General features: G+C 63.2%; 21 protein-coding genes. 11 read left to right on the forward strand and 10 right to left on the reverse strand.

Annotation, left to right across the window (positions count from 1 at the left end):
• The first annotated feature begins 57 nt into the window (after window positions 1-57).
• From CXR03_RS10155 to CXR03_RS10180, 6 genes are all read left to right on the forward strand, one after another.
• On the forward strand, window positions 58-1,374 hold the full coding sequence (locus CXR03_RS10155) for an ABC transporter substrate-binding protein (RefSeq protein WP_237688575.1): 1,317 nt from the start codon (window positions 58-60) through the stop codon (window positions 1,372-1,374).
• Window positions 1,375-1,437: 63 nt separating this feature from the next.
• Window positions 1,438-2,445 carry a carbohydrate ABC transporter permease gene (locus CXR03_RS10160; RefSeq protein WP_104103676.1) on the forward strand — a complete coding sequence of 336 codons (1,008 nt, stop codon included), beginning with the start codon at window positions 1,438-1,440 and terminating at the stop codon, window positions 2,443-2,445.
• Complete coding sequence (locus CXR03_RS10165; RefSeq protein ID WP_104103677.1) at window positions 2,442-3,350, forward strand: carbohydrate ABC transporter permease; 909 nt, start codon at window positions 2,442-2,444, stop codon at window positions 3,348-3,350. Before CXR03_RS10160 ends, CXR03_RS10165 begins: the two co-directional genes overlap by 4 nt.
• Complete coding sequence (locus CXR03_RS10170; protein ID WP_104103678.1) at window positions 3,350-4,798, forward strand: GH1 family beta-glucosidase; 1,449 nt, start codon at window positions 3,350-3,352, stop codon at window positions 4,796-4,798. The genes CXR03_RS10165 and CXR03_RS10170 overlap by 1 nt, the downstream gene beginning before the upstream one ends.
• Window positions 4,799-4,912: 114 nt before the next feature.
• Window positions 4,913-5,887, forward strand: coding sequence for a LacI family DNA-binding transcriptional regulator (locus tag CXR03_RS10175; RefSeq protein WP_104104091.1), 975 nt, complete (start codon window positions 4,913-4,915; stop codon window positions 5,885-5,887).
• Window positions 5,888-5,940: 53 nt separating this feature from the next.
• Window positions 5,941-7,005: a Gfo/Idh/MocA family protein gene (locus CXR03_RS10180; RefSeq protein WP_104104092.1), complete on the forward strand. Its 1,065-nt coding sequence runs from the start codon at window positions 5,941-5,943 to the stop codon at window positions 7,003-7,005.
• Window positions 7,006-7,089: 84 nt separating this feature from the next.
• Here CXR03_RS10180 and rpsA read toward each other — a convergent pair whose 3' ends face one another.
• The 3 genes from rpsA to polA form a co-directional block, all read right to left on the reverse strand.
• Window positions 7,090-8,562 (reverse strand): 30S ribosomal protein S1, encoded by a 1,473-nt coding sequence (gene rpsA / locus CXR03_RS10185; RefSeq protein WP_104054165.1) that lies wholly within the window; start codon window positions 8,560-8,562, stop codon window positions 7,090-7,092.
• A gap of 220 nt (window positions 8,563-8,782) precedes the next feature.
• Window positions 8,783-10,078 (reverse strand): GNAT family N-acetyltransferase, encoded by a 1,296-nt coding sequence (locus tag CXR03_RS10190; RefSeq protein ID WP_181034550.1) that lies wholly within the window; start codon window positions 10,076-10,078, stop codon window positions 8,783-8,785.
• A 77-nt stretch (window positions 10,079-10,155) separates the two neighbouring features.
• Complete coding sequence (polA, locus tag CXR03_RS10195; protein WP_258073625.1) at window positions 10,156-12,789, reverse strand: DNA polymerase I; 2,634 nt, start codon at window positions 12,787-12,789, stop codon at window positions 10,156-10,158.
• A gap of 178 nt (window positions 12,790-12,967) precedes the next feature.
• On the opposite strand from polA, the gene CXR03_RS10200 reads away from it, so the two are divergent.
• Window positions 12,968-13,456 (forward strand): hotdog fold thioesterase, encoded by a 489-nt coding sequence (locus tag CXR03_RS10200; RefSeq protein WP_104103681.1) that lies wholly within the window; start codon window positions 12,968-12,970, stop codon window positions 13,454-13,456.
• A 106-nt stretch (window positions 13,457-13,562) separates the two neighbouring features.
• Here CXR03_RS10200 and CXR03_RS10205 read toward each other — a convergent pair whose 3' ends face one another.
• Window positions 13,563-14,834 carry an HNH endonuclease signature motif containing protein gene (locus CXR03_RS10205; protein WP_104103682.1) on the reverse strand — a complete coding sequence of 424 codons (1,272 nt, stop codon included), beginning with the start codon at window positions 14,832-14,834 and terminating at the stop codon, window positions 13,563-13,565.
• A 154-nt stretch (window positions 14,835-14,988) separates the two neighbouring features.
• Window positions 14,989-15,543, reverse strand: coding sequence for a dihydrofolate reductase family protein (locus CXR03_RS10210; RefSeq protein WP_104104093.1), 555 nt, complete (start codon window positions 15,541-15,543; stop codon window positions 14,989-14,991).
• A gap of 211 nt (window positions 15,544-15,754) precedes the next feature.
• Between CXR03_RS10210 and CXR03_RS10215 the strand changes: the two genes are divergently transcribed.
• Window positions 15,755-16,834 (forward strand): alkene reductase, encoded by a 1,080-nt coding sequence (locus tag CXR03_RS10215; protein WP_104103683.1) that lies wholly within the window; start codon window positions 15,755-15,757, stop codon window positions 16,832-16,834.
• Window positions 16,835-16,957: 123 nt separating this feature from the next.
• Here CXR03_RS10215 and CXR03_RS10220 read toward each other — a convergent pair whose 3' ends face one another.
• The 4 genes from CXR03_RS10220 to CXR03_RS10235 all read right to left on the reverse strand — a co-directional run bounded on the left by CXR03_RS10220 (window position 16,958) and on the right by CXR03_RS10235 (window position 21,164).
• Complete coding sequence (locus CXR03_RS10220) at window positions 16,958-17,194, reverse strand: hypothetical protein (RefSeq protein WP_104104094.1); 237 nt, start codon at window positions 17,192-17,194, stop codon at window positions 16,958-16,960.
• Window positions 17,195-17,196: 2 nt separating this feature from the next.
• Window positions 17,197-18,441 carry an inorganic phosphate transporter gene (locus tag CXR03_RS10225; protein WP_104104095.1) on the reverse strand — a complete coding sequence of 415 codons (1,245 nt, stop codon included), beginning with the start codon at window positions 18,439-18,441 and terminating at the stop codon, window positions 17,197-17,199.
• Window positions 18,442-18,715: 274 nt separating this feature from the next.
• Window positions 18,716-20,743, reverse strand: a complete 2,028-nt coding sequence (locus CXR03_RS10230; protein ID WP_104103684.1) for an MFS transporter — start codon at window positions 20,741-20,743, stop codon at window positions 18,716-18,718.
• A gap of 10 nt (window positions 20,744-20,753) precedes the next feature.
• Entirely contained in the window at window positions 20,754-21,164 is a 411-nt protein-coding gene (locus tag CXR03_RS10235) for an Hsp20/alpha crystallin family protein (protein ID WP_104103685.1), read from the reverse strand.
• 296 nt (window positions 21,165-21,460) lie between these two features.
• Here CXR03_RS10235 and CXR03_RS10240 point away from each other — a divergent pair, with 296 nt between their 5' ends.
• From CXR03_RS10240 to glsA, 3 genes are read left to right on the forward strand one after another with little or no spacing between them, the layout of a single operon-like run.
• On the forward strand, window positions 21,461-22,843 hold the full coding sequence (locus tag CXR03_RS10240; protein ID WP_104103686.1) for a glutamate decarboxylase: 1,383 nt from the start codon (window positions 21,461-21,463) through the stop codon (window positions 22,841-22,843).
• 18 nt (window positions 22,844-22,861) lie between these two features.
• The gene (gene gadC, locus CXR03_RS10245) at window positions 22,862-24,622 is read left to right on the forward strand and encodes a putative glutamine/gamma-aminobutyrate antiporter GadC (protein WP_104103687.1); all 1,761 of its coding nucleotides are present in this window, start codon (window positions 22,862-22,864) and stop codon (window positions 24,620-24,622) included.
• The gene (gene glsA / locus CXR03_RS10250; protein WP_104103688.1) at window positions 24,619-25,572 is read left to right on the forward strand and encodes a glutaminase A; all 954 of its coding nucleotides are present in this window, start codon (window positions 24,619-24,621) and stop codon (window positions 25,570-25,572) included. The genes gadC and glsA overlap by 4 nt, the downstream gene beginning before the upstream one ends.
• 24 nt (window positions 25,573-25,596) lie before the next feature.
• On the opposite strand, the gene CXR03_RS10255 is transcribed toward glsA, so the two are convergent.
• Entirely contained in the window at window positions 25,597-26,361 is a 765-nt protein-coding gene (locus CXR03_RS10255) for an IclR family transcriptional regulator C-terminal domain-containing protein (protein ID WP_104103689.1), read from the reverse strand.
• Between the last annotated feature and the right edge of the window lie 8 nt (window positions 26,362-26,369).

Here is a 26,369-nt window from a genome sequence, read left to right on the forward strand (position 1 = left end):
AGGCACGGTCCGCTGCTCCGGGATTGCACTGCTCTATCCGAACACAAAGGAGTGACCGTGAAGAATTTCCGATTTCCCGCAGCGGCAATTGCAGGTGCCGCTGCTGTGGCGCTGCTCGCCTCAGGCTGCGGCGGCGGCGGCGACCAGGAAGCGGCAAGCGCCGAGAATCCCATCGAGCTGAGCGTGACGACGTTCGGCACCTTCGGCTACGACGACCTGTACGCCGAATACGAAGACGCCAACCCCGGCATCAAAATCAACCCCAACAACATCGACCGCGGCGAGAACGCGCGGACCGATGCCTTCACAAAGTTGTCCGCCGGGTCCGGCCTAAGCGACGTGGTTGCCATTGAAGAAGGCTGGCTCGGTTCCATCATGGAAGTGTCCGACCAGTTCGTGGACCTCAATGAATACGGGGCCGAAGACATCAAGGACAACTGGGTCGACTGGAAGTTCAAGCAGGGCACCGATTCCGAGGGCCGCGTCATTGGCTACGGCACCGACATTGGCCCCCAGGGCCTCTGCTACAACGGCAAGCTCTTCGAGGCCGCCGGGCTCCCCAGCGACCGTGAGGCGGTAGCAGAACTGTTCGGCGGAGACGACGCCACCTGGGACAAGTACTTCGAAATTGGCCAGCAGTATCACGACAAGACCGGCCTGGCCTGGTACGACCAGTCGGGCTTCGTGTGGAACTCCATGGTGAACCAGATGGAGGAGGGCTATTACACCGCCGACGGTGAGCTGAACATCGAAGACAACGCCGCCATGAAGGAACAGTTCATGCAGCTCGCTGCGGGCACGGAGGCCGGACTGTCCGCCAACGAGAAGAAGTGGGACTGGGGCAAGGGCAAGGCTTTCGCTGACGGATCCTTCGCAACCTTCGTCTGCCCCGGCTGGATGCTGGGCACCATTCAAACCCAGATGGAATCCGCAGGAGCAGGCGCGGAGGCCGGATGGGACTTCGCTGATGTCTTCCCCGGCGGAGCCTCAAACTGGGGTGGCGCCTTCCTCTCCGTTCCGGAGACTTCCGAGCACAAGGAGGAAGCAGCGAAGCTGGCTGCCTGGCTGACGGCCCCGGAGCAGCAGGTGAAGCAGTCTGCGGCAGCAAACAACTTCCCCAGCACCGTGGAGGCCCAAAAGCAGCTTGCCGAAGAGGCAGCGCCCAATGAGCTGTTCAACAACGCCCCCACCGGCGCAATCCTCGCATCGCGCGCGGAGGGTGTCACAGCTCAGTTCAAGGGTCCGGAGGACTCAGTTATCCAGGACAAAGTCTTCAGCGCCGCACTGGGCCAGCTTGATGCAGGCACCACTGACGGGGAAGGCTCCTGGAACGAGGCCATGAAGCTCCTGAATGAGCTCGTAGTCAACAACTAGGAACTAGTCGAGCGGGGCCTCCGGCACTGCCGGAGGCCCCCCAGACGGACTGCGAGAATCGTCATGACCGTAACTCTCAAACGCCCCGCGCCCGCGGCGCCGCCGACCAGGGCAGTGTCCCCGTTCAGGCACCGCCTCAGCGCCTGGGACCTGAAATTCTCCCCCTACCTGTACATCTCCCCCTTCTTCCTGCTCTTTGCGCTGGTGGGCCTCTTCCCGCTGGTTTACACGTTCTGGGTGTCGCTGCACGACTGGCACCTGCTCAAGGGCCAGGGCGAGTTCATTGGGCTGGCAAACTTCACCAACGTACTCCAGGACAGGTTCTTCTGGAATTCGCTGGGGAACACGATGAGCATCTTCCTGCTTTCCGCTATTCCGCAGCTCATTGGTGCCCTGTTCATTGCGGCGGTGCTTGACCAGAACCTGCGGGCCAAGACGTTCTGGCGCATGAGCGTCCTCCTCCCCTACGTTGTTACCCCCGTGGCCGTCGCGGTGATTTTCACCAACATGTTCGGTGAGGACCCGGGCCTGATCAACAACCTGCTGGGCAACTTCGGCATTGACCCGATTATGTGGCGAACCGATACCCTGCCGAGCCACATCGCGATCGCCACCATGGTCAACTGGCGGTGGACCGGCTACAACGCACTGATTCTCCTGGCAGCCATGCAGGCTGTTCCCCGCGATATCTATGAGTCGGCCGCGATCGACGGAGCCGGTGCCTTCAGGCGCTTCTTCAGCATTACGCTGCCGAGCATCCGGCCGACCATGATCTTTGTCATCATCACGTCCACCATTGGCGGCCTGCAGATCTTCGCGGAACCGCGGCTCTTCGATCCGACCGATCCGGGCGGTCCGCAGCGCACCTTCCAAACCACCGTGCTCTATCTCTGGGAGATGGGCTTCCAGCGGAACAACTTCGGCAAAGCCTCCGCGATTGCCTGGCTGCTCTTTCTGATCATCGTGATCATCGGACTCATCAACTTCTCCATCTCAAAGAAGATTGCGTCCGCTGATACCAAGAAGCCCCGCAACCGGGCACAGCGCCGCGCCGAAGGGAAACGCAAATGAGCCTCCTCGAAAAGGACACAGCCCGGACAGGCGCCCCGGTTTCCAGCCGGCGTGCCCGGCGTCCGCTCCGCCAGCGCATTTTCGGCAACGGACTGAAGCCCGGCTATCTGACCTACGGCCTGCTTCTGGCGTTCTTCCTGGGTTCCGCCTATCCGCTGTGGTGGTCTGTCGTCGTCGGCAGCCGAACCAATGAAGCCCTCGGACTGGACTGGCCCCCGCTGCTGCCGGGCGGTAACTTCTGGAACAACGTCTCAGAGGTCTTTGACACCATCCCGTTTTGGACGGCGCTCTGGAACAGCATCCTGATCTCCACGATCATCACCGTCTCGGTGGTGACGTTCTCCACGCTGGCCGGCTATGCCTTCGCCAAGCTGCGGTTCCGGGGAAACACCGTCCTCATGGTGGCGGTGGTGGCCACCATGGCCATCCCCACCCAGCTGGGCATCATTCCGCTGTTCATGGTGATGCGCACCCTCGGCTGGACCGGTGAAATCGGTGCGGTGATTATTCCCAGCCTCGTCACGGCCTTCGGCGTGTTCTTCATGCGCCAGTACCTGGTGGACGTGATCCCTGACGAGCTGATCGAATCGGCACGCATGGACGGCGCCAACATGATCAGGACCTTCTGGCATGTCGCACTGCCGGCAGCCAAGCCGGCCATGGCCATCCTGAGCCTGTTCACGTTCATGATGGCCTGGACCGACTTCCTCTGGCCACTGCTGGTTCTCAACGCCGGCAATCCGACGCTCCAGACCGCACTAAGCCAGCTGTCGTCAGCCCGCTACGTGGACTACTCAGTGGTGCTGACCGGCGCGGTCCTGGCGACCATACCCCTGCTGGTCCTTTTTGTGGCCGCGGGCAAACAACTTATTTCCGGAATCATGCAAGGAGCAGTGAAGGGCTAATGACCAACACACCACCCTCGGGGAACAACTGGCCGGACGGCTTCATCTGGGGATCAGCCACAGCTGCAGCCCAGATTGAAGGCGCTGCCTGGACGGACGGCAAGGAAGACTCCGTTTGGGACGCCTTTGCCCGCACGCCGGGAAACACCTTGAACGGAGACACCCCCGAGACGGCCGTTGACCACTACCACCGCATGCCGGCAGACGTTGCCCTCATGAAGGATCTTGGACTGGACTCCTACCGGTTCTCCACCAGCTGGGCACGGGTACGCCCCGGCGGCCGAAGCACCAATGCCCGGGGTCTGGACTTCTATTCCCGCCTGGTGGATGAGCTCCTGGAGGCCGGCATCCTCCCCTGGCTCACCCTTTACCACTGGGACCTGCCGCAGGAACTGGAGGAGGCAGGCGGCTGGGCCAACCGCGACACGGCCCACCGCTTCCTGGAGTACGCGGATGATGTCTATTCGGCCCTGGGCGACCGGGTGCAGCACTGGACCACCTTCAATGAGCCGTTCTGCTCTTCGCTGCTGGGTTACGGCTCCGGCGTGCATGCACCCGGGAGGCAGGAGCCCCGGGCAGCCGTCGCTGCGGTGCATCACCAGCATCTTGCCCACGGACTCGCCGTCACGCATCTGCGTGACCGGGGTGCGCAGCAGCTGGGCATCACCCTCAACCTGAGCAATGCCATCCCCAGGGATGCCTCGGACCCCGTCGACCTCGAAGCCGCCCGGCTGTTCGACTCCCTGCAAAACCGCATTTTCCTGGATCCGATCCTGCGCGGCGCCTACCCGGAGGACTCCCTGCGGGACCTTGAACCGTTTGGGCTGCATGACGTGATTCTTCCGGGTGACATGGAGGTCATCGGCGCTCCCATCGATTTCCTGGGCGTCAACCACTACCACGATGACCTGATCAGCGGCCATCCGGACACCACGGGAGGCGACGGCCATTCAGGCGGCTCCGGCCGCCAGCCGGCATCACCGTGGATTGGTGCCGAACACATCACCTTCCCGAGCCGCGGGCTGCCCCGCACCGCGATGGACTGGGAGGTCAACCCCGACGGGCTCCGCAAGCTGCTGGTCCGCCTGGGTGAGGAGTTTCCGTCTCTTCCGCCGCTGTACGTCACCGAAAACGGCGCGGCTTACGACGACGCCGTTCTTGCGGACGGAAGTGTCCCCGATGAAGAACGCACTCAGTACATCCTGGACCACATTGCCGCTGTCGGCCGGGCCGTTGAGGCAGGGGCGGATGTCCGGGGCTACTTTGTCTGGTCCCTGCTGGACAACTTCGAATGGTCCTGGGGCTACAGCAAGCGTTTTGGGATTGTGCGGGTGGACTATGACACCCAGGCCCGCACCGTCAAGGACAGCGGCCACGCCTACAGCCGGCACATTGCAGCCGCGCGCTCCGGGACCCGCGCCACGCGGTCCGTGGCGCCTGTGGTCTAAGCCGACCTAAGATGGACAAACCGCCGCGGACAAACCCCTGCAGAGGGAGAACACATCTGGAGAAGACCATTGAGTGCTGAATCCGGCCAGGCCACACCTGCTCCCACCCTGGAAATGGTGGCGGCCCTGGCCGGTGTCTCCAGGGCGACGGTGTCCCGTGTGGTCAACGGCGCCCCGTCGGTTGACCCGCAACTGGCCAGCTCCGTTGAAAAGGCAGTACGCACGCTCAATTACGTGCCCAACCGTGCGGCAAGGACCCTTGCCAGCCGCCGCACCTACACGGTAACCCTGCTCGTCCCGGAGTCTACGTCCAAGGTTTTCGCCGATCCGTTTTTCGCAACGGTCGTGGAGGGCGTCGCCCGGTATCTGAATACCACCGACTACATGCTAAACATGGTCACGTCCTCGGAAGCCAATCCGGAAAAGACCCGGCGTTATCTGATGGGCGGGAACGTGGACGGCGTCCTGGTGGTGTCCCACCACACCGGCGACCATTCCTGGGCACACCTGAACGGGTCACTGCCGCTGGTGTTTGCAGGGCGGCCGCTGATCAACGCCAAGGACAGCTACTTCGTGGAGGTGGACAACGAGGAAGGGGCTGCTGCCGCCACTGCACGGCTGGTGGAAAGCGGACGGCGCCACATTGCCACCATCGCGGGGCCGCAGGACATGCCTCCCGGTGTGGACCGGCTGGCGGGATGGCGGACCACTGTGCAACAAGCAGGACTGGATGACGCGCTGGTGGAGACCGGTGATTTCACCGTCACTTCCGGGGCCGCCGCAATGCGGCGGCTGCTGAGCCGCGAAAAGCCGCTGGACGCGCTCTTCGCAGCCAATGACCAGATGGCAGCCGGTGCATACTCCGTCATCAAGGAACGCGGGCTCCGCATTCCGGAAGACATCGCCGTCGTCGGCTTCGATGACGACTATTACGCCACGAGCCTCAGCCCGGCCCTGACCACCATCCATCATCCAATCGCGGCACTCGGGGAGAAAATGGCCGAGCTCCTGGTGGAACTGATCGAAGGGCGGGCTGCTGAACGCATCCACCGCCTGCCCACCTCCCTGGTTGTCCGAGAATCCGCGTAGGAGCTGATCCTTTGTCCTTTCCCACCGCCACTCCTGTCACTGCGAGCCGGCGCATTGTCCGTCCCCCCTGCGCGCAGGACGGGGCTGCGTCTCCCCTGGCCTCCACCGGCGCGCCGCTGAAGTGGGCGGTGGTAGCAACGGGCAGCATTGCCGGTACGGTTACCGCCGACCTATCCCTGCTTGAGGATTCAATCCTGCATGCGGTGAGTTCGCGCAGCGGAGCCCGCGCAGCAGAGTTCGCGGACCGGTTCGGCTTTCACACCTCGTACTCCGACGCCGACGGCGGACCCTCCGGTTTTGAACAGATGTTCGCCGACCCGTCGGTCGACGTCGTTTACATTGCCACTCCGCACGCCCAGCATTATGAGGTTGCCAGGAGCGCCCTCGAACACGGCAAGCACGTACTGTGCGAGAAGCCGCTCACTGTCAACGCCGCTGAAGCAGCCGAGCTGATCACGATCGCCCGGGACCGGAATCTGTTCCTCATGGAAGCACTCTGGACGCGGTTCCTGCCCAGTGCAAACCGAGCCTGGGACATCCTGGCCTCCGGCGAGCTCGGAGCACCGTCCTGGGTGCAGGCCGACCTGGGCTTCCCTGCGCCGGCGGATCCGGCCGCCAGGATATGGGACCCCGCAGCCGGCGGCGGAGCACTGCTGGATCTGTCCGTCTACACCCTCACCTGGGCTCTGGGAGCGTTGGGCTGGCCTGATGGCGTTGAGGCGTCCGGAATCCTCAACGAGCACGGCGTGGACATCCAGAACGCCCTGACGCTGCGTTACGACGACGGCCGCCACGCCCAGCTCACGTCCTCGCTGGCGGCCTCGGGCCCGGGCAGTGCCACCATCGCCTGCAGCGGCGGCTGGCTGAGGACGGGCGGCGGAGACCTCTATAACCCGAGCGAGCTGCACGTAAGCGGACCCGCCGGTGTGCGGGTGGAGTCATTTGAACGCGCGGGCACCGGCTATACGTACCAGCTGCGTGAGGTCACCCGCTGCATCCAGCAGGGCCTGACCGAGAGCCCCACCATGCCCCTTGCGGACACCCTGCGGACCATGGAACTGCTCGACGGCGTGCGGGCCCAGCTGGGCCTGCGCTACGCCAACGACGCACCGCAGTAGTTTCTGAACGCAAAAGCAGGCCCCCACCGAAGTGGGGGCCTGCTTTTTTGAGCTATTTCAACCGGTTAGTTCAACCGAGGGAAATTAGTTGCCCGTGAGCTTCTCGCGCAGAGCGGCAAGTGCTTCGTCGGAAGCCAGCGTGCCGGCACCCGTCTCAGCAACAGCCGGCTCGGAGGAGTAGCTCGTGGTGCCGGATTCGGAAGTCTCCGAAGCAGCTGCGATGTCCTCGGAAGCGTGCTGTGCAACCTGCTTCTTGTGGGCTTCCCAGCGAGCCTGGGCGTCAGCGTACTGCTGCTCCCAAGCGGCACGCTGAGTCTCGTAGCCTTCGAGCCATTCGTTGGACTCGGGGTCGAAGCCCTCCGGGTACTTGTAGTTGCCGGCTTCGTCGTACTCTGCGGCCATGCCGTACAGAGCCGGGTCGAACTCGGTGCCTTCGGGGTCTACGCCCTCGTTGGCCTGCTTCAGCGACAGGCTGATGCGGCGACGCTCGAGGTCGATGTCGATGACCTTGACGAACAGCTCGTCTCCAACGGAAACAACCTGCTCGGCCAGCTCTACGTGGCGAACTGCCAGCTCGGAGATGTGGACCAGGCCTTCGATGCCGTCTTCGACGCGAACGAACGCACCGAACGGAACCAGCTTGGTGACCTTACCCGGCACAACCTGGCCCAGGGCGTGGGTGCGGGCGAAGGTCTGCCACGGATCTTCCTGCGTAGCCTTCAGCGACAGGGAGACACGCTCGCGGTCGAGGTCAACTTCCAGAACCTCAACGGTGACTTCCTGGCCAACTTCAACGACCTCGGAGGGGTGGTCGATGTGCTTCCAGGACAGCTCGGAAACGTGGACGAGACCGTCTACGCCGCCAAGGTCCACGAATGCACCGAAGTTGACGATGGAGGAAACAACGCCCGGACGAACCTGGCCCTTTTCCAGCTTGTTGAGGAACGTGGAGCGAACCTCGGACTGCGTCTGCTCGAGCCAGGCACGGCGGGACAGAACAACGTTGTTGCGGTTCTTGTCCAGTTCGATGATCTTGGCTTCGATCTGCTGGCCGATGTACGGAGCCAGGTCGCGGACACGACGCATCTCGACGAGGGAGGCCGGCAGGAAGCCGCGCAGGCCGATGTCCAGGATGAGGCCACCCTTGACAACCTCGATGACGGTACCGGTAACGACGCCGTCTTCTTCCTTGACCTTCTCGATGTCGCCCCAGGCGCGCTCGTACTGTGCGCGCTTCTTGGAGAGAATCAGGCGGCCTTCTTTGTCTTCCTTGGTGAGAACCAAAGCTTCGACCTGATCGCCAACAGAGACAACGTCTCCGGGATCAACGTCGTGCTTGATGGAGAGCTCACGGGAAGGGATGACACCCTCGGTCTTGTAACCGATGTCGAGCAGGACCTCGTCGCGGTCAACCTTGACGACGGTACCTTCGACGAGATCGCCGTCGTTGAAGTACTTGATCGTTGCGTCAATGGCGGCGAGGAAGTCCTCGGCAGTACCGATGTCGTTGATAGCGACCTGCGGGGTACCGGACTTCTCGGTGGTGGTGATGGTCATGTAGTTGGGACTCCGATGTGGAAGTTGTTTTGTATTCCGGATGCGCTCCCACCGAACTCAGAGCAGCCGTTCAGGCCTGCCTCAAGACAGTGCTTGTTTGTCCGGAGATGGACAGAATTGGTAACTTACTGCGCAATTACGCGCCAGATCAGTCTAGCCGCAGCCTGCAACTCAGGTCAAAGCACCAGGACCACTTTATAGGAAGTAGTCGCGTTCCGGGCTAGAAATGGGTGCTGCAGTACGGTGCGGGACCGGCAGTGAAAAGAGCATCAAGGACTTCCAACGCCGCCTGGCTCCCCCGTATTCCGCCCGCTGCCGCCAGCGTGGGGGCGCTGACACCGCCCAGATACAGGGATCCCAGGGCAGCAACGTCAATTTCGGCGGCGGCGCCCGCGGGAGCGGATCCGGCCTCCACCGGACTAGCGACCGCATTTCCGCCGTCGACGTCCAGCTGCCACACGCCGTCGGCCATTCCCAGTGGATCCCGGACGGTGAGGACAACAGTGCCCGACCCCGTGTAATGCCGGGCTTCAAGGGCCGCCTTCGTGTCCAGGACGCGAAGCCACAGAACGTCATCCACGCTGGTGACGGAGTACCGGCGGCGGTCCGCCAGCATCCAGGGCAGCGGATCAGCGACGGGTGCCGCATCAAAGGTCAGCCGGTCCACCAGGTCGATGGAGCCCAGATAGCGCCACAGTTCCCGGTAGGCGTCGTCGCTTGCCGCCACCAGGTCAGTGACCTTCATGGTGTGCGGCTCGGTCCGCCAACCCAGGGACTTATAGGCGGCGTAGCCGTCGGGGACGCCGTTGGCGTTGTAATGGAGCACCCCGCGCAGACCCTTGTCCGGCTCGAAGCTCTCCTCGCTCCAGTCGCCGGAGGCACGCATCCAGTAACCGTGCTGGCGGCCCAGGGCACCGTCGGTCCGCTGCAGATGGGCCCGGTAGATGTCCGGGGCCACGAACTTCAGCTTTGCGCTGTCCGCCACGGCGACGCTTCCTGTGGCGGGGGAAGTGAAATCCAGGCCGCCTCGGGTATCCAGCCTGATCTCTGCGGTTGAGGTGGCAGCGCCGAACCCGAAGCGGCCGTAGATGGTCGCTTCGGAGGCCGTCAGCCCGGCCAGCGCCAGCCCCGATTCCTTGGCGCGCCGCAGGTCGCTGGTCATCATGGTGCGGAGGATTCCGCGGCGGCGGTGTGTCGGCCGCACCGTCACCGCCGTGACCAGATGCGCCGGAAGCAGCCGACCGCCGCCAACGTTCAAGGAATTGACCATGGTGGCGTAGGTAGCCACCGGAACATCCGGATCCCAGGCGGAATCCGGAACCGTATCGTCATAGACGGCGGTCAGGATGCGGCCGTCACTCTGATAGGCGTCCACCACGGCCGGGAGATGCTTTGCGTCGTTCCGCTGTTCATGGAACCCCAGGTTGACAGCCTGGAACCAGTTGGCGGTCCGGGCGTCGTCGTTCTCCGGCGCGAAGGAGGCTGTCCGCAACCCGCTGCCCAACCCGCTGCTCACTGCCGCATCCTGCATTATGTTCCCCCAGTTGAATTCGCCAGTTGAGTTTGCGCCTGGTGCGCTTTGCTTGGTGCGCTTTAGTGGCCCGCCTCGTGCCAGCTGACACCGACACCCACTGACACGTCCAGCGGAACCGACAGCTCCGCAGCCGAGCCCATCTGCTCCCGGACCAGCTTTTCCACAGCGTCCCGTTCACCGGGGGCCACTTCGAGCACCAGTTCATCATGGACCTGCAGCAGCATGCGGGACTTCAGGCCCTGGGTCTTCAGCTCCGTGTCGACTCCGAGCATGGCCTTCTTGATGATGTCCGCGGCAGAGCCCTGGATGGGTGCGTTCAAGGCTGCGCGTTCTGCCATCTCGCGCAGCTGCCGGTTGTCACTGGAGAGGTCCGGCAGGTAACGCCGGCGCCCTTCGATGGTAGAGGTGAAGCCGTCCTTGCGGGCCTGCTCGACGACGCCGCGCAGGTAGTCGCGCACGGCACCGAACCGGCTGAAGTAGTCGCGCATCAGGGTGCGGGCTTCATCCACCGGAATAGCGAGCTGCTTGGACAGGCCGAAGGAGCTCAGGCCGTAGACCAGGCCATAGGACATGGCCTTGACCTTGGACCGCATGGCGCTGGTAACTTCCTCCGGGGGGACCCCGAAGATGTGCGAGCCGACAAAACGGTGCAGGTCCTCCCCCGCCTGGAACGCTGCGATCAGCCCTTCATCGCCGGACAGGTGCGCCATGATGCGCATTTCCACCTGGGAATAGTCGGCGGTGAGGAGGGTTTCATACCCCTCGCCCACGGTGAAGACTTCCCGAATCCGGCGGCCTTCTTCGGACCGGATGGGAATGTTCTGCAGGTTCGGGTTGGTGGAGGACAGCCGTCCGGTGGCGGCCGCAGTTTGGACATACGTGGTGTGCACGCGTCCGTCGTCGGACACGGCCTTGCGCAGCCCCTCCACGGTCTGGCGCAGCTTAGTGGCGTCGCGGTAGGCCATCAGGTTGGCCAGGAACGGATGTCCCCCGGTCTTGATGATCAGATCGGAGAGGGCATCAGCATCGGTGGAGTAGCCGGTCTTGATCTTTTTGGTCTTGGGCAGGCCGAGTTCATCAAAGAGCACCACCTGCAGCTGCTTGGGCGAACCTAGGTTGATCTCCTTGCCGATGATGCTGAACGCTTCGCTGCTAGCCTGCGCGATGGTGGCGCTGAAATCGTCCAGCAGCCGGTCCAGCTTTTCGGTGGACACTGCGATGCCCGCCAGCTCCATTTCGGCCAGCACCTCGGACAGCGGCAGTTCCAGTCCGCCCAGGAGCTGGTTGGCGCCGCGGTCCACCAGCTGTCCGGCAAAGTGCTCGCTCAGCTGCAGCGCAGCGAAGGCCTGCATAACGGCTGGCGACGCAACGTCCTCTTCCTCAAGCTGCAGCTGGAGCTGGTTGGTTCCGGGAGCAGACGGAGTCAGGGACATCCGCAGGTGGTGCTGGCTCAGGTCCGCCAGGTCATAGCTGCGGCGGTCCGGCTGGATCAGGTAACCGGAAATGGCGGTGTCGTCCACCTCTCCGGCCAGATGCAGTCCGCGTGCGGCCAGTGCCTTGTAGCTCTCCTTGAAATCGTGGACCACCTTGGGGGCATCCAGATCCGCCAGCCAGCCGGCGAGCACCTGTTCAGTGTCGGCGTCGATCTCCGTGAGCGGGACGTACGCGGCCGCGTTGGCCGTAACCAAAGCCAGTCCGACGACGTCGCGCCCTGCCGCCGCACCCTCGGTGACCAGCTGCACGGCGGTTTTGGCTTGGTTGGTGGAGTCGATCCACGCCTTCAATGCGGGAGCATCCGTGATCACCACGTGCTCCGGAGGCAGCAGTTCGTTCCCGGCGGAAGTGGTTTCCTCTTCGCCGTAGACATCGAAGAGGCGCTTGCGGAGCGCGTTGAACTGCAGGGCATCAAAAAGGTCTTCGATCGCTTCGCGGTCGGGGCGCTGCGCCGCCATGGCGTCCAGGTCCACCGGCAGGTCCAGGTCCCGCAGCAGGCGGTTCAGGCGGCGGTTGCGCTTGACATCCTCGATGTTCGCGCGCAGGGAGTCCCCCACCTTGCCCTTGATGCTGTCCAGGTTTTCGAGGATGCCCTCAAGGCCGCCGTACTGCTTGATCCACTTGGCAGCAGTCTTGGGGCCCACGCCCGGCACACCGGGAAGGTTGTCGGCGGATTCCCCCACCAAAGCAGCGAGGTCCGAATATTTGTCCGGCGGTACCAGGTACTTTGCCTCGACCGCGGCGGCATCCATGCGCGGCAGGTCGGAGACACCCTTCTTGGGGTAGAACACGGTGACGCGGTCATCCACGAGCTGGAAGGCGTCGCGGTCTCCGGACACCACCATGACGTCCCAGTTCCGGGCCGAGGCCTTTTCCGCCAGCGTGGCGAGGATGTCATCTGCCTCGTAGCCGTCCATGGAAAGGGTGGGGATGCGCATGGCTTCCATGACCTTGATGATCAGGTCTATCTGGCCATGGAACTCCTCGGGAGTCTTGTTGCGTCCACCCTTGTATTCCGTGTACTCCTCGGAACGGAAGGTGGGGGTGTCAAGGTCAAAGGCCACCGCCACATGGGTGGGCTTCTCCTCCTTGATGAGGTTGATGAGCATGGAGGTGAACCCGTACACCGCGTTGGTGTGCTGACCGGTGTCAGTGGAGAAGTTCTCCGCCGGCAGGGCGTAGAAGGCACGGAATGCCATCGAGTGGCCGTCGATCACCAACAGCCTGCTGTGTCCCCCGGCAGAAACGGTTCCGAGCGTTTCCTGGACGGCCGCGTCACTAGATGCGGGGGTCTGTTCAAGTACGGTTTCAGCAGGGGTTTCGGCTTGGATATCGGCCAGTTTGGTAGATTCACTCACAGGTGTAAGCCTAGTTGGCATGAGCGACATTTTCACGCCGGGCATCAGCGCACCGGCCGAGCCAGCCAACGAGTACACCGATCAGTTGAACGAAGCGGGAGTCCCGCCTGAAATGCACAGCTGGCTGAGTGCCAACGGAGTCGGCCCCCTGGTCGTGAAGATGGGTATCCGTTTTTCGGAAATGAGTGCTAAGCGGCTGGTGGCCACCATGCCCGTGGCCGGCAACGAGCAGGTGGCCGGGATTCTGCACGGCGGCGCCCATCTGGTGCTGGCCGAGACTCTGGGTTCTTTCGGTGCAGCACTGCACGCGGGCCCCGGGCGGCAGGCCCTCGGTATCGAAATCGGAGCCACCCATCACCGCGCCATCGCTTCGGGCACCGTCACGGGGACGGCAACCGCCATTCATCTGGGTGGCACCCTGGTGACGCATGAAGTGGTCATGACCGACGAAGAGGGCCGCCGCCTGAGCACTGCGCGCATCACGAACATGATCCGCGACGCCCGCTGAGACCCCCGCCGCTCGGTCACGCCACCCGAACTCCGGTCACGCCACCCGAATTCCGGGAGGAGCAGGCGCTGCTGATCTGTAGCGGTGACCCGTGGGCGTGACGGTTTCAACGGTATGGGCCGGCACCGGGCTCACCGTTCGATACCGAGCAGGCCCAACCCGGCGCCTCTTTGGCGTGATTGCAGGCCTCGCACAATCCCTGCACATTGTTGGCGGCGGTTGTGCCGCCAACATGCCAGGGTCTGATGTGGTCGAAGTGCCGGATGGGCGCCCCGCACCACGGCATCCGGCAGTTTTGGTCCCGTGCGGCTATGAAGCGGGCCAGTCCTGCCGGAACCAGCCGCGCCTTCGAATCCATGTCGACCAGCTGGCCGGTGGACGGAGCCGTAAACAGCCGCCGCAGCCACACCTCCGTTGTCGTGTTGCCGGAACTGCCGGAGTTGCGGGAACCGTCGTTGCTGCCCGATGTTTCGAGCTTCCGCCGGACCAGATCACGGGCAAACTGTGCCGGGATTACCCCATACCAGGGAAGGACAGCAGGCTCGGCCGCACCGGCCAGGAGCGTCTGATCCGTCATGACCAGCTGTACCTCCACGCGCACATCACCTGCCTTGGACCGCCCGGTGATGCGCTCCACCAGCGTGTCAGCCATGATTTGGCCGCGGCCCCGCGAATCCCCCGCCACCCGCAGCCGGTCCGCCTCCCGTGCAAGCGTGGCGAAGACCTCCACCCCCTGGGCGACAGGCAGCAGTCCGGTCAGATAGGTCATGGTGTCCGGAGCCGGACGGCAGGACACAAAACGCTCCGACTCGGCCTTGGCAGCCCGGTTCACCACTGACGCCGGATCCATCCCGTAGGCAAGGCCCTTAATCCGCGCGATCAACTGTCTGTCCCCCAGCGCTTCGAGTTCTGCCGGATTCCCCGCCAGCATGTCATCGATCCGTTGCCGGTCCGCAAGTGTGAGGCATGCGTTTTCCCTGGCAAGGATCGTTGCCCGCCATTCGCTGATGAATCCCCCGGACAGGGCCTGCAGGGTTTTCGGCATTTCCTTGGTCAGGATGCGGGCCAAACCAAGCAGCTGGGTTCCCCGGTGCGGTGATTCCCGTCGGGCGAAGCCAATTTGAGCCCCGATGCCTTTACCCAACTGCTCCTTTTGAACTCCGGCGTCCGCTTGGCTGCGGCGTACCGCAGAGTCGACGAGGGCAGCGGCCCGCGCCTGGGCGGCCGACGCTGCAGCTTTGAGTTCTTCCAACGCGCGGATCTGGTCAATCAACTCCGGCCCCGCAGAGCATGCCGGCCATGCTGCAACTTTGGCCAGCTCTTCCATCCAGATACGGATAGACGCATCCTGAGCTACAACCCGTAATTTATCGAACATACGTACTATTTTATTGGTCCACCACGACGATAAACAGGGACAATCGCTTATAGAGTTACTGGTGATCTACTCGAATTAGGGGAAAGCCCCGGTCTTGCGCGCTTAGTGCAGCCACGCCGCCTCACCAGACTCACCAAGACTCACCAAGACTCACCTACCGGCGCAGATCATATCGCCGCTGCAGCACTGCACTCCCCATGGAAGGCTCCCTCGCACCGGCAGGATCAATACCTTCCACCACGTGCGTCAGCCGGAGACCGCTCCCTTGGGAAACAGGCAAAACGGTGACCACCATTTCATCCACCAGCCCGGAATCCAGAAACTGCCCCGCCAGGTTTCCACCCCCGGTCAACACCACGTCCCTCTGGCCGGCGTCGTGGAGGATGTCCGGATGGAATTCAGCAACATCGCCGCGCACAAAGGTAATATCCGCCCCGGAAATCCCCGGAAACTCGTGATGGGTAAAGACCCACACAGGAATGCTCCCGAACGGCCAGGACCCGGGATCCGTCACGAAAGAGCGGTAGGTTTCAGCTCCCATCGCTACCGCACCGGCAGCGGCGAGGAATTCTGCGACGTGCGCCGCCTCCCCCGACCCATCCGCAAACTCCCCGGCACCCGCAAACGCCCGGAGCCATTCTCCCGGGCCCCGCCCCCGCGCGATGAATCCATCCTGCGACGCTGCAACATAGTAGATAGTTCCGCCCATGCCGCCCATGCTAGCCGCGCAGCCCCGCAGGCACAGGCCCCGGCGCGGCCCTCTGCCTCTTGCCCGCTGAATCCGCAAGGCCCCCCCGGAATCGAGCTCAGGAATACCTCACCCTGCCCGACGGTTGGGAGTTACTGGAGAGTTGCGCGAACCACCAGCGCCGGGACCTGCCACTGGGCATCCGCGGCGCGATCTACAGAAAGTCTTTTTTGTGAACCTTTTTTCACCGTTGACCCTCGGCGGCATAGAACTGCCCAACCGCCTGATCATGGCTCCGCTGACACGCACCCGCAGCGGCCGCGACGGAGTACCTACGGCGCTGATGGCTGAGCATTACAGCCAGCGCGCCTCCCTGGGCCTGATCGTCAGCGAGGGAACGTATCCCTCGTTCGCAGGACAGGGTTTCACGGGTCAGCCCGGCTTGGTGACAGACGAGCAGATTGCCGGCTGGAAGAACGTGACGGATGCTGTCCACGCTGCCGGAGGGCGCATTGTTGCCCAGGTCATGCATGCCGGCCGGGTGACCCATCCGGGAACCAACGGCGGCCGCGAGGTGGTGGCCCCCAGCGCAATCGCGATAGACGGCCTCACCCGCACCTACGACGGCAAACAGCCCTACCCCGTGCCCCATGCCCTCACCGAGGCCGAACTGCCGGGCGTCATCGACGAATTCGTTGCCGGTTCGCGTGCAGCCATGAAGGCAGGGTTCGACGGCGTGGAATTGCACGGCGCCAATGGTTACCTGCTCCATGAATTCCTGTCTGCGGAGTCCAACCAGCGCACCGACAGCTACGGCGGAACTCCGGAGAACCGCGCACGCTTTGTCATTGAGGTCTATCGGGCGGTGGCTGAGGCCATTGGCGCTGACCGCACCGGCATTCGGATTTCTCCGGAGCACAATGTCCAGGGTGCACTGGAAACCAACCCGGCAGAGGTCCTGGCAACGTACACCGCCCTGGTGGAGGGCATTGCGCCCCTGAAGCCGGCGTTCCTGAGCATCCTGCACCAGGACCCGTCGGACATTATGGTTCAGGCACTGCGCCGCAGCTTCGGCGGCCCGGTCCTCCTGAACTCGGGCTTCGGCGTCATCACGACCCGGGAAGAAGCCATTGGCATGATGGAGGACGACCTGTGCGACGGCGTGGTGGTGGGCCGGCCCGCCATCGCGAACCCGGACCTGGTGCGCCGCTGGCAGGAAGACCTGCCCCTGAACACCCCTGATCCGCGCACCTTCTACACTGACGGCGCTGCCGGCTACACGGACTACCCCGCCTACGCCGACGCCGTCTAAGGTCCGGGCAGCTGTAGGGGCACCTGAAACAAGCACACTAAAGCCCGGCGAAGACGGCCACCTCAGTGGCCGCCGTCGCCGGGCTTTAGTGTTTTCCGGTTAGCGCTAGGCGGCAGCCCTCCGCTAGAAGTGCAGGGCCGGGACAATCAGGTAAACGCCGAACAGCACAGCCGCCCCGCACAGTGCAAAGCACGCGTACGCGCCGGCCTTGACCAGCACGAGCCTGCCCTGGGCTGCGGGGCGGGGCTGGGCATCGGACGAGATTGCATAAAGGCGTACACCGGTTGAATACAGTCCGACGACGAGGAGTGTCGCCACAAGGGTGACCAGGGCCACCACAAGGTAGGCAAGCCAGTCGATGCTCATTTGGAGTGTTCCTTATTCTTGGGCCGGGCGGATGCTTCCGGTGCCCCGGTGGAAACCGAGCTCCTGGAGCGGGACTTGTCCTTCTTGATGCGCACAGCACCGCCGGCATTGTCGATGTTGCTCACGGCATTGTCATGGCCCACCCGGTTGCGGCGGGACCAGAGGAAGATGAACAGGATGATGGCCAGGCCCAGGATGCCGTCAATGGTTACGCCGATCATTCCCGTACCGGCCACCGCTGCAGCCCCAGCTCCCATGACGGCAGCAGCCGGGAGGGTGAGCAGCCAGCCGCCGGCAATCCTGCGCGCCGTACCCCAGCGGACCTCGGCACCCTTGCGTCCAAGGCCGGATCCAATCACCGAACCCGAGGCGACCTGCGTGGTGGACAGGGCCATCCCCAGATGAGTCGACGCCAGGATCGCTGCCGCTGTGCTGGTCTCGGCCGCGAATCCCTGAGCCGGTTTGACGTCCGTCAGGCCGGTGCCCATGGTGCGGATGATCCGCCAGCCGCCGGCATAGGTGCCTGCGGCGATAGCGAAGGCACAGGCTGCAACAACCCACAGCACCGGGCCGGTTCCAACTGCCTGGAAACCGCCGGAGATCAGTACCAGGGTGATCACGCCCATGGTCTTCTGCGCATCGTTGGTGCCGTGCGCCAGGGCCACGAGAGAGGAGGAGAAGATCTGTGCGTAGCGGAAACCGCCGCGCTTGCGGGGCAGCTTGTCGCCGGAATCCGGATCATGCCGGCGCGTGATGGAGTAGGCCAGCTTGGTGGCCAAATACGCTACGGACAGGGCAATTGCCGGTGCGATGAACGCCGGCAGGATGACCTTGGACATCAGCACGGAATAGTCCACGGCGCCGAAACCCGCACCCACAACCGCCGCGCCGATCAGACCGCCGAAGAGAGCGTGGGAGGAGCTGGAAGGAAGACCCAGCAGCCAGGTGATGAGGTTCCAGATCACGGCGCCGAGCAGACCGGCGAAGATCATGACCGGGGTGATTTGGATGCCGCCGTCTCCTTCGCGGATGATGCCGCCGGAAATGGTCTTGGCTACCTCTGTGGACAGGAAAGCCCCCACGAGGTTCAGCACGGCCGCCAGGGCTACGGCGTTCTTTGGCTTGATTGCGCCGGTGGCAATGGGGGTTGCCATTGCGTTGGCTGTGTCGTGAAAGCCGTTGGTGAAGTCGAAAAATAATGCGAGCGCAATCACCAGCGCCACCATGAGGGTGAGGTCCACCAGGTACCCTAACTGAAAAATAAGAAGGAAATAGAAGTCCGTCAAAACATTCGCGGCCGCATCCGGGCCTTCGATACTGCAGACCGCGGCGGCAGCATATCTCCGGTGTGCGCCGAAACGCTCCTGACGTGCGGGCGCACTGTCCCCGAGGGGACCGCACCCAGAATATGCCAGATAGATCCTATGCTCTGAACCAACCAGGGACACAAAAGCCGGGGTGTGTGTTTGGTCTCGAACAGGTGTGCCCAGGCCGGCAGGCACCTGGACACGGCCCCTAGATACGCAGCCCTGTGGTGGGCGGCGTTGTGCCGAGTTCCACGTCAATCACGGTGTTGGGCGCCGGGAGGGTGACCCGGCGCGTGTGGGAGGTGGCGCCGTCCGGCTCCACTACGGTCAGGATGTACGTTCCGGAACGGGGAAGCGGCAGCTCGTAGTTGCCGGCATTGTCTGAACGCACGGCAACTGTTTCCCCCTCCGACGGCCGTACAAGGACCACCAGGGCCCCGTCCACCGGACGGTTGTCATGGGTGATCTTTCCGGTAAGGGTTAGCCGTGCCTTGAACCGGATGTCATGGCTGTGCGGAACTCCGGGAAAGGTGAGGGTCTCTGAAACGGGCCGCCACTGGTGCTGGGTCGCGATGAGGAGGTACTGGCCGTCTCCCGGGAGCACGACGGCGTAGCGCCCGCGGTCGTCCGCCCGGTCCCAGTCCACCTGCTGGCCCCGGCGGTCCGTGGCCAGGACCACGCCGCCGGGAACCGGGGTCCGGCCGTCGTCGGCCAGCAGAGTTCCGGTAACCATAATCTCCTGCTTGGCGTCCACCGGGGGCGGCTGGACCTGGCCGGGCTCCGCATGCAGCGCCGGATGTGTTGCCTCCCGGCGCACGGAGCGGGGAATAAAGCAGGAGATGCCCGTGGCCAGCAGCGCGGCACACCCGGCCATCGCAAAGATTGCCCGGAAAGCGTCCACCCCCGGAAAGACGGTGCCGTCCACCCTGATCGTGATGGAAACAAGAATGGTGGCAACGGCAGCACTGCAGGTTGAGGTACCCACCGACCTCAGCAGAGTATTCACGCCGTTGGCTGCTGCGGTGTCAGTGAGCGGAACGTTGCTCATGATGAGAGTTGGCATGGCTGCCATGGCTACGGCGGTTCCGACGGAAATGATCACGGCGCCGATAATGATGCCCGTGACGGTGTGGACAAGTACCACCCGTGACATGTAGCCCGCCGCCATGACGGCACAGCCCAGGACCATGGTGGATTTCGCACCGAAGGTATTGGTGACAAAGGCGGACAGCGGCGCAGCCGCCACCATGGCCAGTCCGGCGGGGATCATGGTGAGCCCGGCCACCAGCACGCTCAGCCCGAAACCGAATCCGCTCTCCCTGGACAGCTGCAGCTGCTGGGTTGTGACCAGCATGTTGGCATACATGGAGAATCCCACCAGGACGGTCGCCGCGTTGGTCAGCAGCACCGGACGCCGCGCGGATGTCCGCAAATCCACCAGCGGCTGCCCCTTACGCAGCTCCAGGGGAAACCAGAACGCCAGGAGCACTGCGGCGGCAGCAAACAATCCGAGGATTGCGTCACTGGTCCAGCCCCACACACCGCCCTTGCTGATCGCCAGCAGCAGTGCCGTCATGGCCGCAGAGAGCAGCAGTGCACCCTCGTAGTCAAAGCGGCCGGGCGTGCGGACCCGGGACTCCGGTACAAAAACCACGACGGCGGCAAAGATCACCACCGCGATGAGGCCCACGACCCAAAAGGTCGCCTGCCACCCCAAATTCTCGTAGATGAATCCCGACAAGGGCAGTCCCAGGGCGCTGCCGATGCCGAAACTGGCACTCATGAGGGACACGGCCCCGGCAATTTTTTGCTGTGGCAGCGCGTCGCGCAGGATGCTGATTCCCACCGGGATCACCGCTCCGGCAAAGCCCTGGAGACCACGTCCCACCAGTGCCCAGAAAAACGTTCCGCCGACGGATGCGGTGAAGGCGCCAACGACCATCATGGCCATGGCGATCAGCAGCATCCTTTTTTTGCCGAACATGTCGGCCAGTTTGGAAACGATGGGTGTCGCCACTGCGGCCGTGAGAAGGGTGACAGTGACGAGCCAAGACACGTCGTCGCTGGTCACACCGAAGATTCGCGGGTACTCCGGAAGCAGCGGCACCACCGCCGTCTTCTCCAGGGACACGGCGATTCCGCCGCATCCCAGGGTGGCGATGACCACCCAGTCCGGAAATTTCCGCCGGCTGCCCCCGTTGCCGGTGCCGGTCCGCTCCGATGGCGCGTTGCTCATCGGAGTGCTGCTAGCCCCGGGAGATGGACACCTTGGTGGATGAAGACCCAACCTCCGGCACCGGCACCCGAACCTCCAGGACGCCGTCGTTGTAGGACGCGGTGACGTTGTCCTGGCTGGATCCGGCAGGCAGGGGAATGTCGCGGGTGAAGGAGCCGTAACGGAATTCGCTGCGGTAACCGTTCTTGTCCTTGTGTTCGGACTCTTCGCGGCGCTCGCCCTTGATGTGCAGCACACCGTCACTTACGGAAACGTCCAGGTCCTTGTCCGGGTCGATGTTGGGCAGTTCGGCCTTCACCACCATGCTGGAACCGTCCCGGTATTCCTCCACGGGAAACGCCGGCACCTCCCAGTCACCCTCGAAGAATTTGCGCACCGGTTCGGGCAGTTCAAACCGGTCACGCCGCGCTAGTCCAGCCATGGGAAATCTCCTTGCAGCTCTGATGATGCGAGATAAAGCTCGGTCTGTGGAACACGCTGTGCGGTTCACACGCTACGCGCGGCACGCTCGCCCGCTCAACCATCCGAAGCCGTCCGGGCGCCTGAAGCACCGGAACAACATCTGATTGCTCCGTCCCGGCGGCAGGGACCCCGTGGGGGCTGGTATGGCCGTTTTGCCGGACGTAGTGTTTTTGATGCGCGCCCTTGAGAGATTCCTGGCTGCCGTTCACTGCGGCCCGGTGCCGGTCTCGGCATCGCCGATGAAAGGTCACAACCATGGCACAAAAACGGGACAAAAACACCCTGTCGGTTAATCCGCTCTTCGCCCGTCCGGGTGAAGACACAATTGCACTGAAAACCAAGCTGGCCGACGGACAGATGATGCCGGAAACGGCATACCAAATTGTTCATGACGAAACCATGCTGGACGGAAACGCCCGGCTGAATCTGGCTACGTTCGTGAGCACCTGGATGGACGATCACGCCAACAGGCTGTACGCCGAGACATACGACAAAAACATGATTGACAAGGACGAGTATCCGCAGACGGCCCAGATTGAGCAGAACTGCTGGAAGATCCTTGCCGACCTGTGGCACTCGCCGGACCCCGAAGGAACCATCGGCACCTCCACGGTGGGTTCCTCGGAGGCCTGCATGCTGGGCGGACTCGCGCTCAAGCGGCTGTGGCAGAGCGCCCGCAGGGCGGACGGGAAACCAACGGACAAACCCAACCTGGTCATGAGTTCGGCAGTCCAGGTGTGCTGGGAGAAGTTCTGCAACTATTTCGACGTCGAGGCCCGGCTGGTGCCCATCAGCGAGGAGCACAAGTGCCTGGACGGCTTCGAACTGGAAAAGTACGTCGATGAAAACACCATTGGCGTGGTTGCCATCATGGGCGTCACCTACACCGGCATGTATGAACCGGTAAAGCAGATCGCCGCGAAGCTCGACGATATCCAAGCCTCGACCGGACTGGACATCAACATTCATGTGGACGCAGCATCAGGCGGAATGATCGCCCCGTTCATCCATCAGGATCTTGAGTGGGACTTCAAGATCGACCGGGTCCACTCCATCAGCACCTCGGGCCACAAATACGGGCTTGTGTACCCGGGACTCGGCTGGGTGGTGTGGCGCGAACGCCAGTGGCTGCCCGAGGACCTGATCTTCTATGTGAGCTATCTGGGCGGAGACATGCCCACGTTCGCCCTGAACTTTTCGCGGCCCGGAGCCCAGGTCGTCCTCCAGTTCTATTTGTTCCTGCGGCTGGGGCGCGAGGGGTACGCCAAGATCCAGCAGGCCTGCCAGGACGTTGCGGTCTATCTGTCCTCCAGCATCAGTGAAATGGGACCGTTCGAGTTGTGGAACGACGGCACGGACATCCCGGTATTTGCCTGGCGGCTCAAAGAGGGCCACACGGACAAATGGACCCTGTATGACCTGGCCGAACGGCTGCGAACCAGAGGGTGGCTGGTGCCGGCTTATCCAATGCCCAGCAACCTGGAGAAGCTGACAGTAGAGCGGATCGTCGTCCGCAACGGCCTCAGCATGGATCTGGCGGACAGTCTCCTGGATGACATCCGGAAGGAAACCGAGTACCTCGATCGGCTTGAATCGCCGATGCCGCAGGAGTCAGCACAGCCTGGCTTCCATCACTAACCTCGGGAGGTGAGTTCAATGAGTGATCCCACTGCATCGAGCGGTTCATCAGCGGCGGGTTCGGGCGCATCCGGCCCCACGACACCTACGCCGACTCAGACATCAAAAAAATCCAAACAGGCCGCGACCATTACCATTGGCGCCCTGGCGGTCATGAACATCGTGGCAGTGGTCAGCCTCCGGGGCCTGCCCTCGGAAGCGGAATACGGACTGAGCTCAATCTTCTACTATGTGCTCGCTGCCGTGGTGTTCCTGATACCGGTATCCCTGGTGGCCGCAGAGCTGGCAACAGGTTGGCCGGAGACCGGCGGTGTCTTCCGCTGGGTCGGTGAGGCCTTCGGGCCGCGCTGGGCCTTCCTGGCCATGTTCATGCTGTTCATTGAAGTCACCATCTGGTTCCCCACCGTGTTGACCTTTGGTGCGGTGTCACTGGCCTATACCGGGGAGAACCAGAACATAGACGCGCAGCTGGCAGGCAACAAAGTCTTTGTCCTGGCCGTGGTGCTGGTGGTGTACTGGCTGGCCACGTTCATTGCCTTCCGGGGAGCAGCGGCCTTCTCCAAGGTCAGCCAGTGGGGCGGGATCGTCGGCACCATCATTCCGGCGATCATCCTCATCGTTCTTGGGTTCTCCTATTACTTCGCGGGCAACACCCCGCAGATCCAGATGGGCTGGGGAGAGCTCATCCCTGATTTCTCCAACTTCTCCAACGTAGTGCTGGCGGCGAGCATCTTCCTGTTCTATGCGGGCATGGAGATGAACGCCATCCACGTAAAGGAAGTCAAGAATCCAACCCGCGATTATCCAATCGCAGTACTGATTGCGGCGGCCGGAACGGTCATCATCTTTGTCCTGGGCACGCTCGCCATTGCGTTTGTGGTTCCCCAGGCCGATATCAACCTGACCCAAAGCCTGCTCACGTCCTACAACGACATGTTCGAGTGGGCCGGAATTGGATGGGCGGGCCCGATTGTCGCAGTCATGCTTCTGATCGGAGTACTGGCCGGCGTGGTCACGTGGGTGGCTGGCCCCTCAACGGGGCTGCTCACCGTCGCAAGGGCCGGTTACCTGCCCCGCTTCTGGCAGCACACCAACAAGCACGGCATGGGTACCCACATCCTGTTCTTCCAGGCCTTCGCTGTTACCGGACTGGGCTTCATCTACGTCGTTCTTCCGTCAGTGCAGGCCGCGTATCAGATCCTGAGCCAGCTCACGGTGATTCTCTATCTGATCATGTACCTGCTGATGTTTGCCGGCGCCATTTACCTGCGGTTCAGCCAGCCGAACCGGCCGCGCCCCTACCGGGTTCCGGGCGGGAACGTTGGCATGTGGCTTATTGGCGGTCTCGGATTCCTGGGGTCCCTGGTGGCTTTTGTCTTCAGCTTCATTCCCCCGGACCAGATTTCCGTCGGTTCCCCCGCAGTGTACGTGGGCATCCTGATCGGGGGCGCGGCGATCTTCGTGATCCTGCCGCTGGTGATTTACGCTCTGCGCAAGCCGCACTGGCGGGATCCTGAAAGCAACTTCGAGCCGTTCACGTGGCAAATCGAACACACCCATCCCGGCACGGTGTCCAAGTCCTCCGTTCCGACTTCGGTGCTTGTCGAACAGGCGCTCGCGGGCACATCGGCGTCATCCGGTTCGGACGCCGCAGCCGGACCGGCAACCGGAACAGCTGCGGGTGACTCCGCGGCTCAGCCGGGCGGGACCGGCGGCACCGGCAAACCACCGCTCAGGCCCCGTCCCGGGCCCGCCGTAGGCGGGAGCGCAGCCTTATGATGCCGGATAAAGGAGCAATTACCCAGGCCGTTCAAACGGCGTACTCGGACCATGCCAAGGACACCGGCGGGGCCAACGCCAGTTACATTCCGTATCTGGCTTCCGTGGACCCGTCCCTGTTCGGTGTGTGCGTGGTGACGGCCGACGGCGAACTGTTTGAAGCCGGTGACACCGGATTCGAATTTGCGCTGGAATCCATTTCCAAGGTGTTTTCCATGACCCTGGCGATGCAGGACGTGGGGCTGCGGGAATTCCATGACAAAGTGGGTGCCGATCCCACCGGCGAGCCGTTCAACTCGGTGATGGCTGTGGCGATGCACGATAACAAGCCGGTTTCGCCGCTGGTGAATGCGGGGGCCATGTCCACCGTGTCACTGATCCCGGCAGAGTCCCCGGATGAGCGGTGGCAGAAAATCCTGGACATGCAAAGCGCATTTGCCGGACGGGAGATCCACCTCAGCGATGCCGTCAATGACTCCGAGCAGTCCACCAACTTCCACAACCGCGCCATCGCGTGGCTGCTGTACTCGGGCGGAACCATGTATTCGGATCCGATGGAAGCCTGCGAGGTTTACACCCGGCAGTGCTCCACATTGGTGACCGCCCGTGATCTGGCAACGATGGGAGCCACAGTGGCCGCCAGGGGCCGGAATCCGGTCACGGGAAAGCAGGTGTTCGATGCATCCCTGGTTCCGCCGATCCTGGCGGAAATGACCATGGAGGGAATGTACACGTCCTCCGGGGACTGGGCCTACAAGGTGGGCCTTCCGGGCAAAAGCGGTGTGGGCGGGGGAATCCTTGCCGTCATGCCGGGAACCCTGGCCATAGCTGCCTTCTCTCCCCCGCTGGATCCGGTGGGCAACAGTGTCCGGGGGCAGAAAGCCGTGGCGCAGGTGGCTGCGGCCCTGAACCTGAACATTTACAACTCGACGGACTACGCGGAGCAATAAGACCCAGTAATAGGCAGGGAGCAGTTACCGAAAGTTGAGGTCGGCCGTGATCCGTTCCGCGGCCGACCTCAACTGTGGAATAACCGTCTCCTCCAAGGACTCGTCGGGATCCCGATGAGTCTGCAGGGATACATTGGCGGCCGCCACTACTTTGCCCGCGCGGGACACCGGCACGGCCACCCCGCGCAGGCCGCCCTCCAGTTCGTCGGTGACCCGGGACCATCCCCGGCGGCCGGCGAGTTCCACCTCCGCGCGCAGCTGCGCCGGACCGGAGACGGAGTGCGGAGTAAATGGCTGGATTTCGACGGCGGCCAGATGGGCTTCACGCTCGTCCGGTTCAAGTGCAGCGATCAGGACGCGCCCCATGGACGTCGCCCATGCGGGAAACCTTGTGCCCACGTTGACGGAGACGTGAACCAGCCGGGGCGCCGTAAAGCGTGCCACGTAGACCACGTGCATGCCGTCGAGCACACAGAGGGACGTGGTTTCGCCCAGATCCGCGGCGAGAGCCTTCAAATGGGGCTCCGCGACCGATGGCAGGGTCAGTGTTGCCAGGAAGGCTGAGCCAATGTCCAGGGAACGCGGTGCCAGTTCGAACACGGTGCCGTCGCTGCGCAGGTACCCCAGGTCGCGGAGGGTCAGCAGGAAGCGCCGGGCCGCGGCCCGGCTCAAGTCCGTTGCCGCCGCCACTGCACTAACGCTCAACCTCGGGTGCTCGGGCGTAAAAGAACTCAGCACCGCGAGGGTCTTCTCCGTCGACTTTACGTAGTATCCGTCTTCAGCCCCCATTTTGCCCA

It is taken from the genome of Arthrobacter sp. 08Y14 (assembly GCF_002929455.1).
GTDB lineage: Bacteria > Actinomycetota > Actinomycetes > Actinomycetales > Micrococcaceae > Arthrobacter_B > Arthrobacter_B sunyaminii.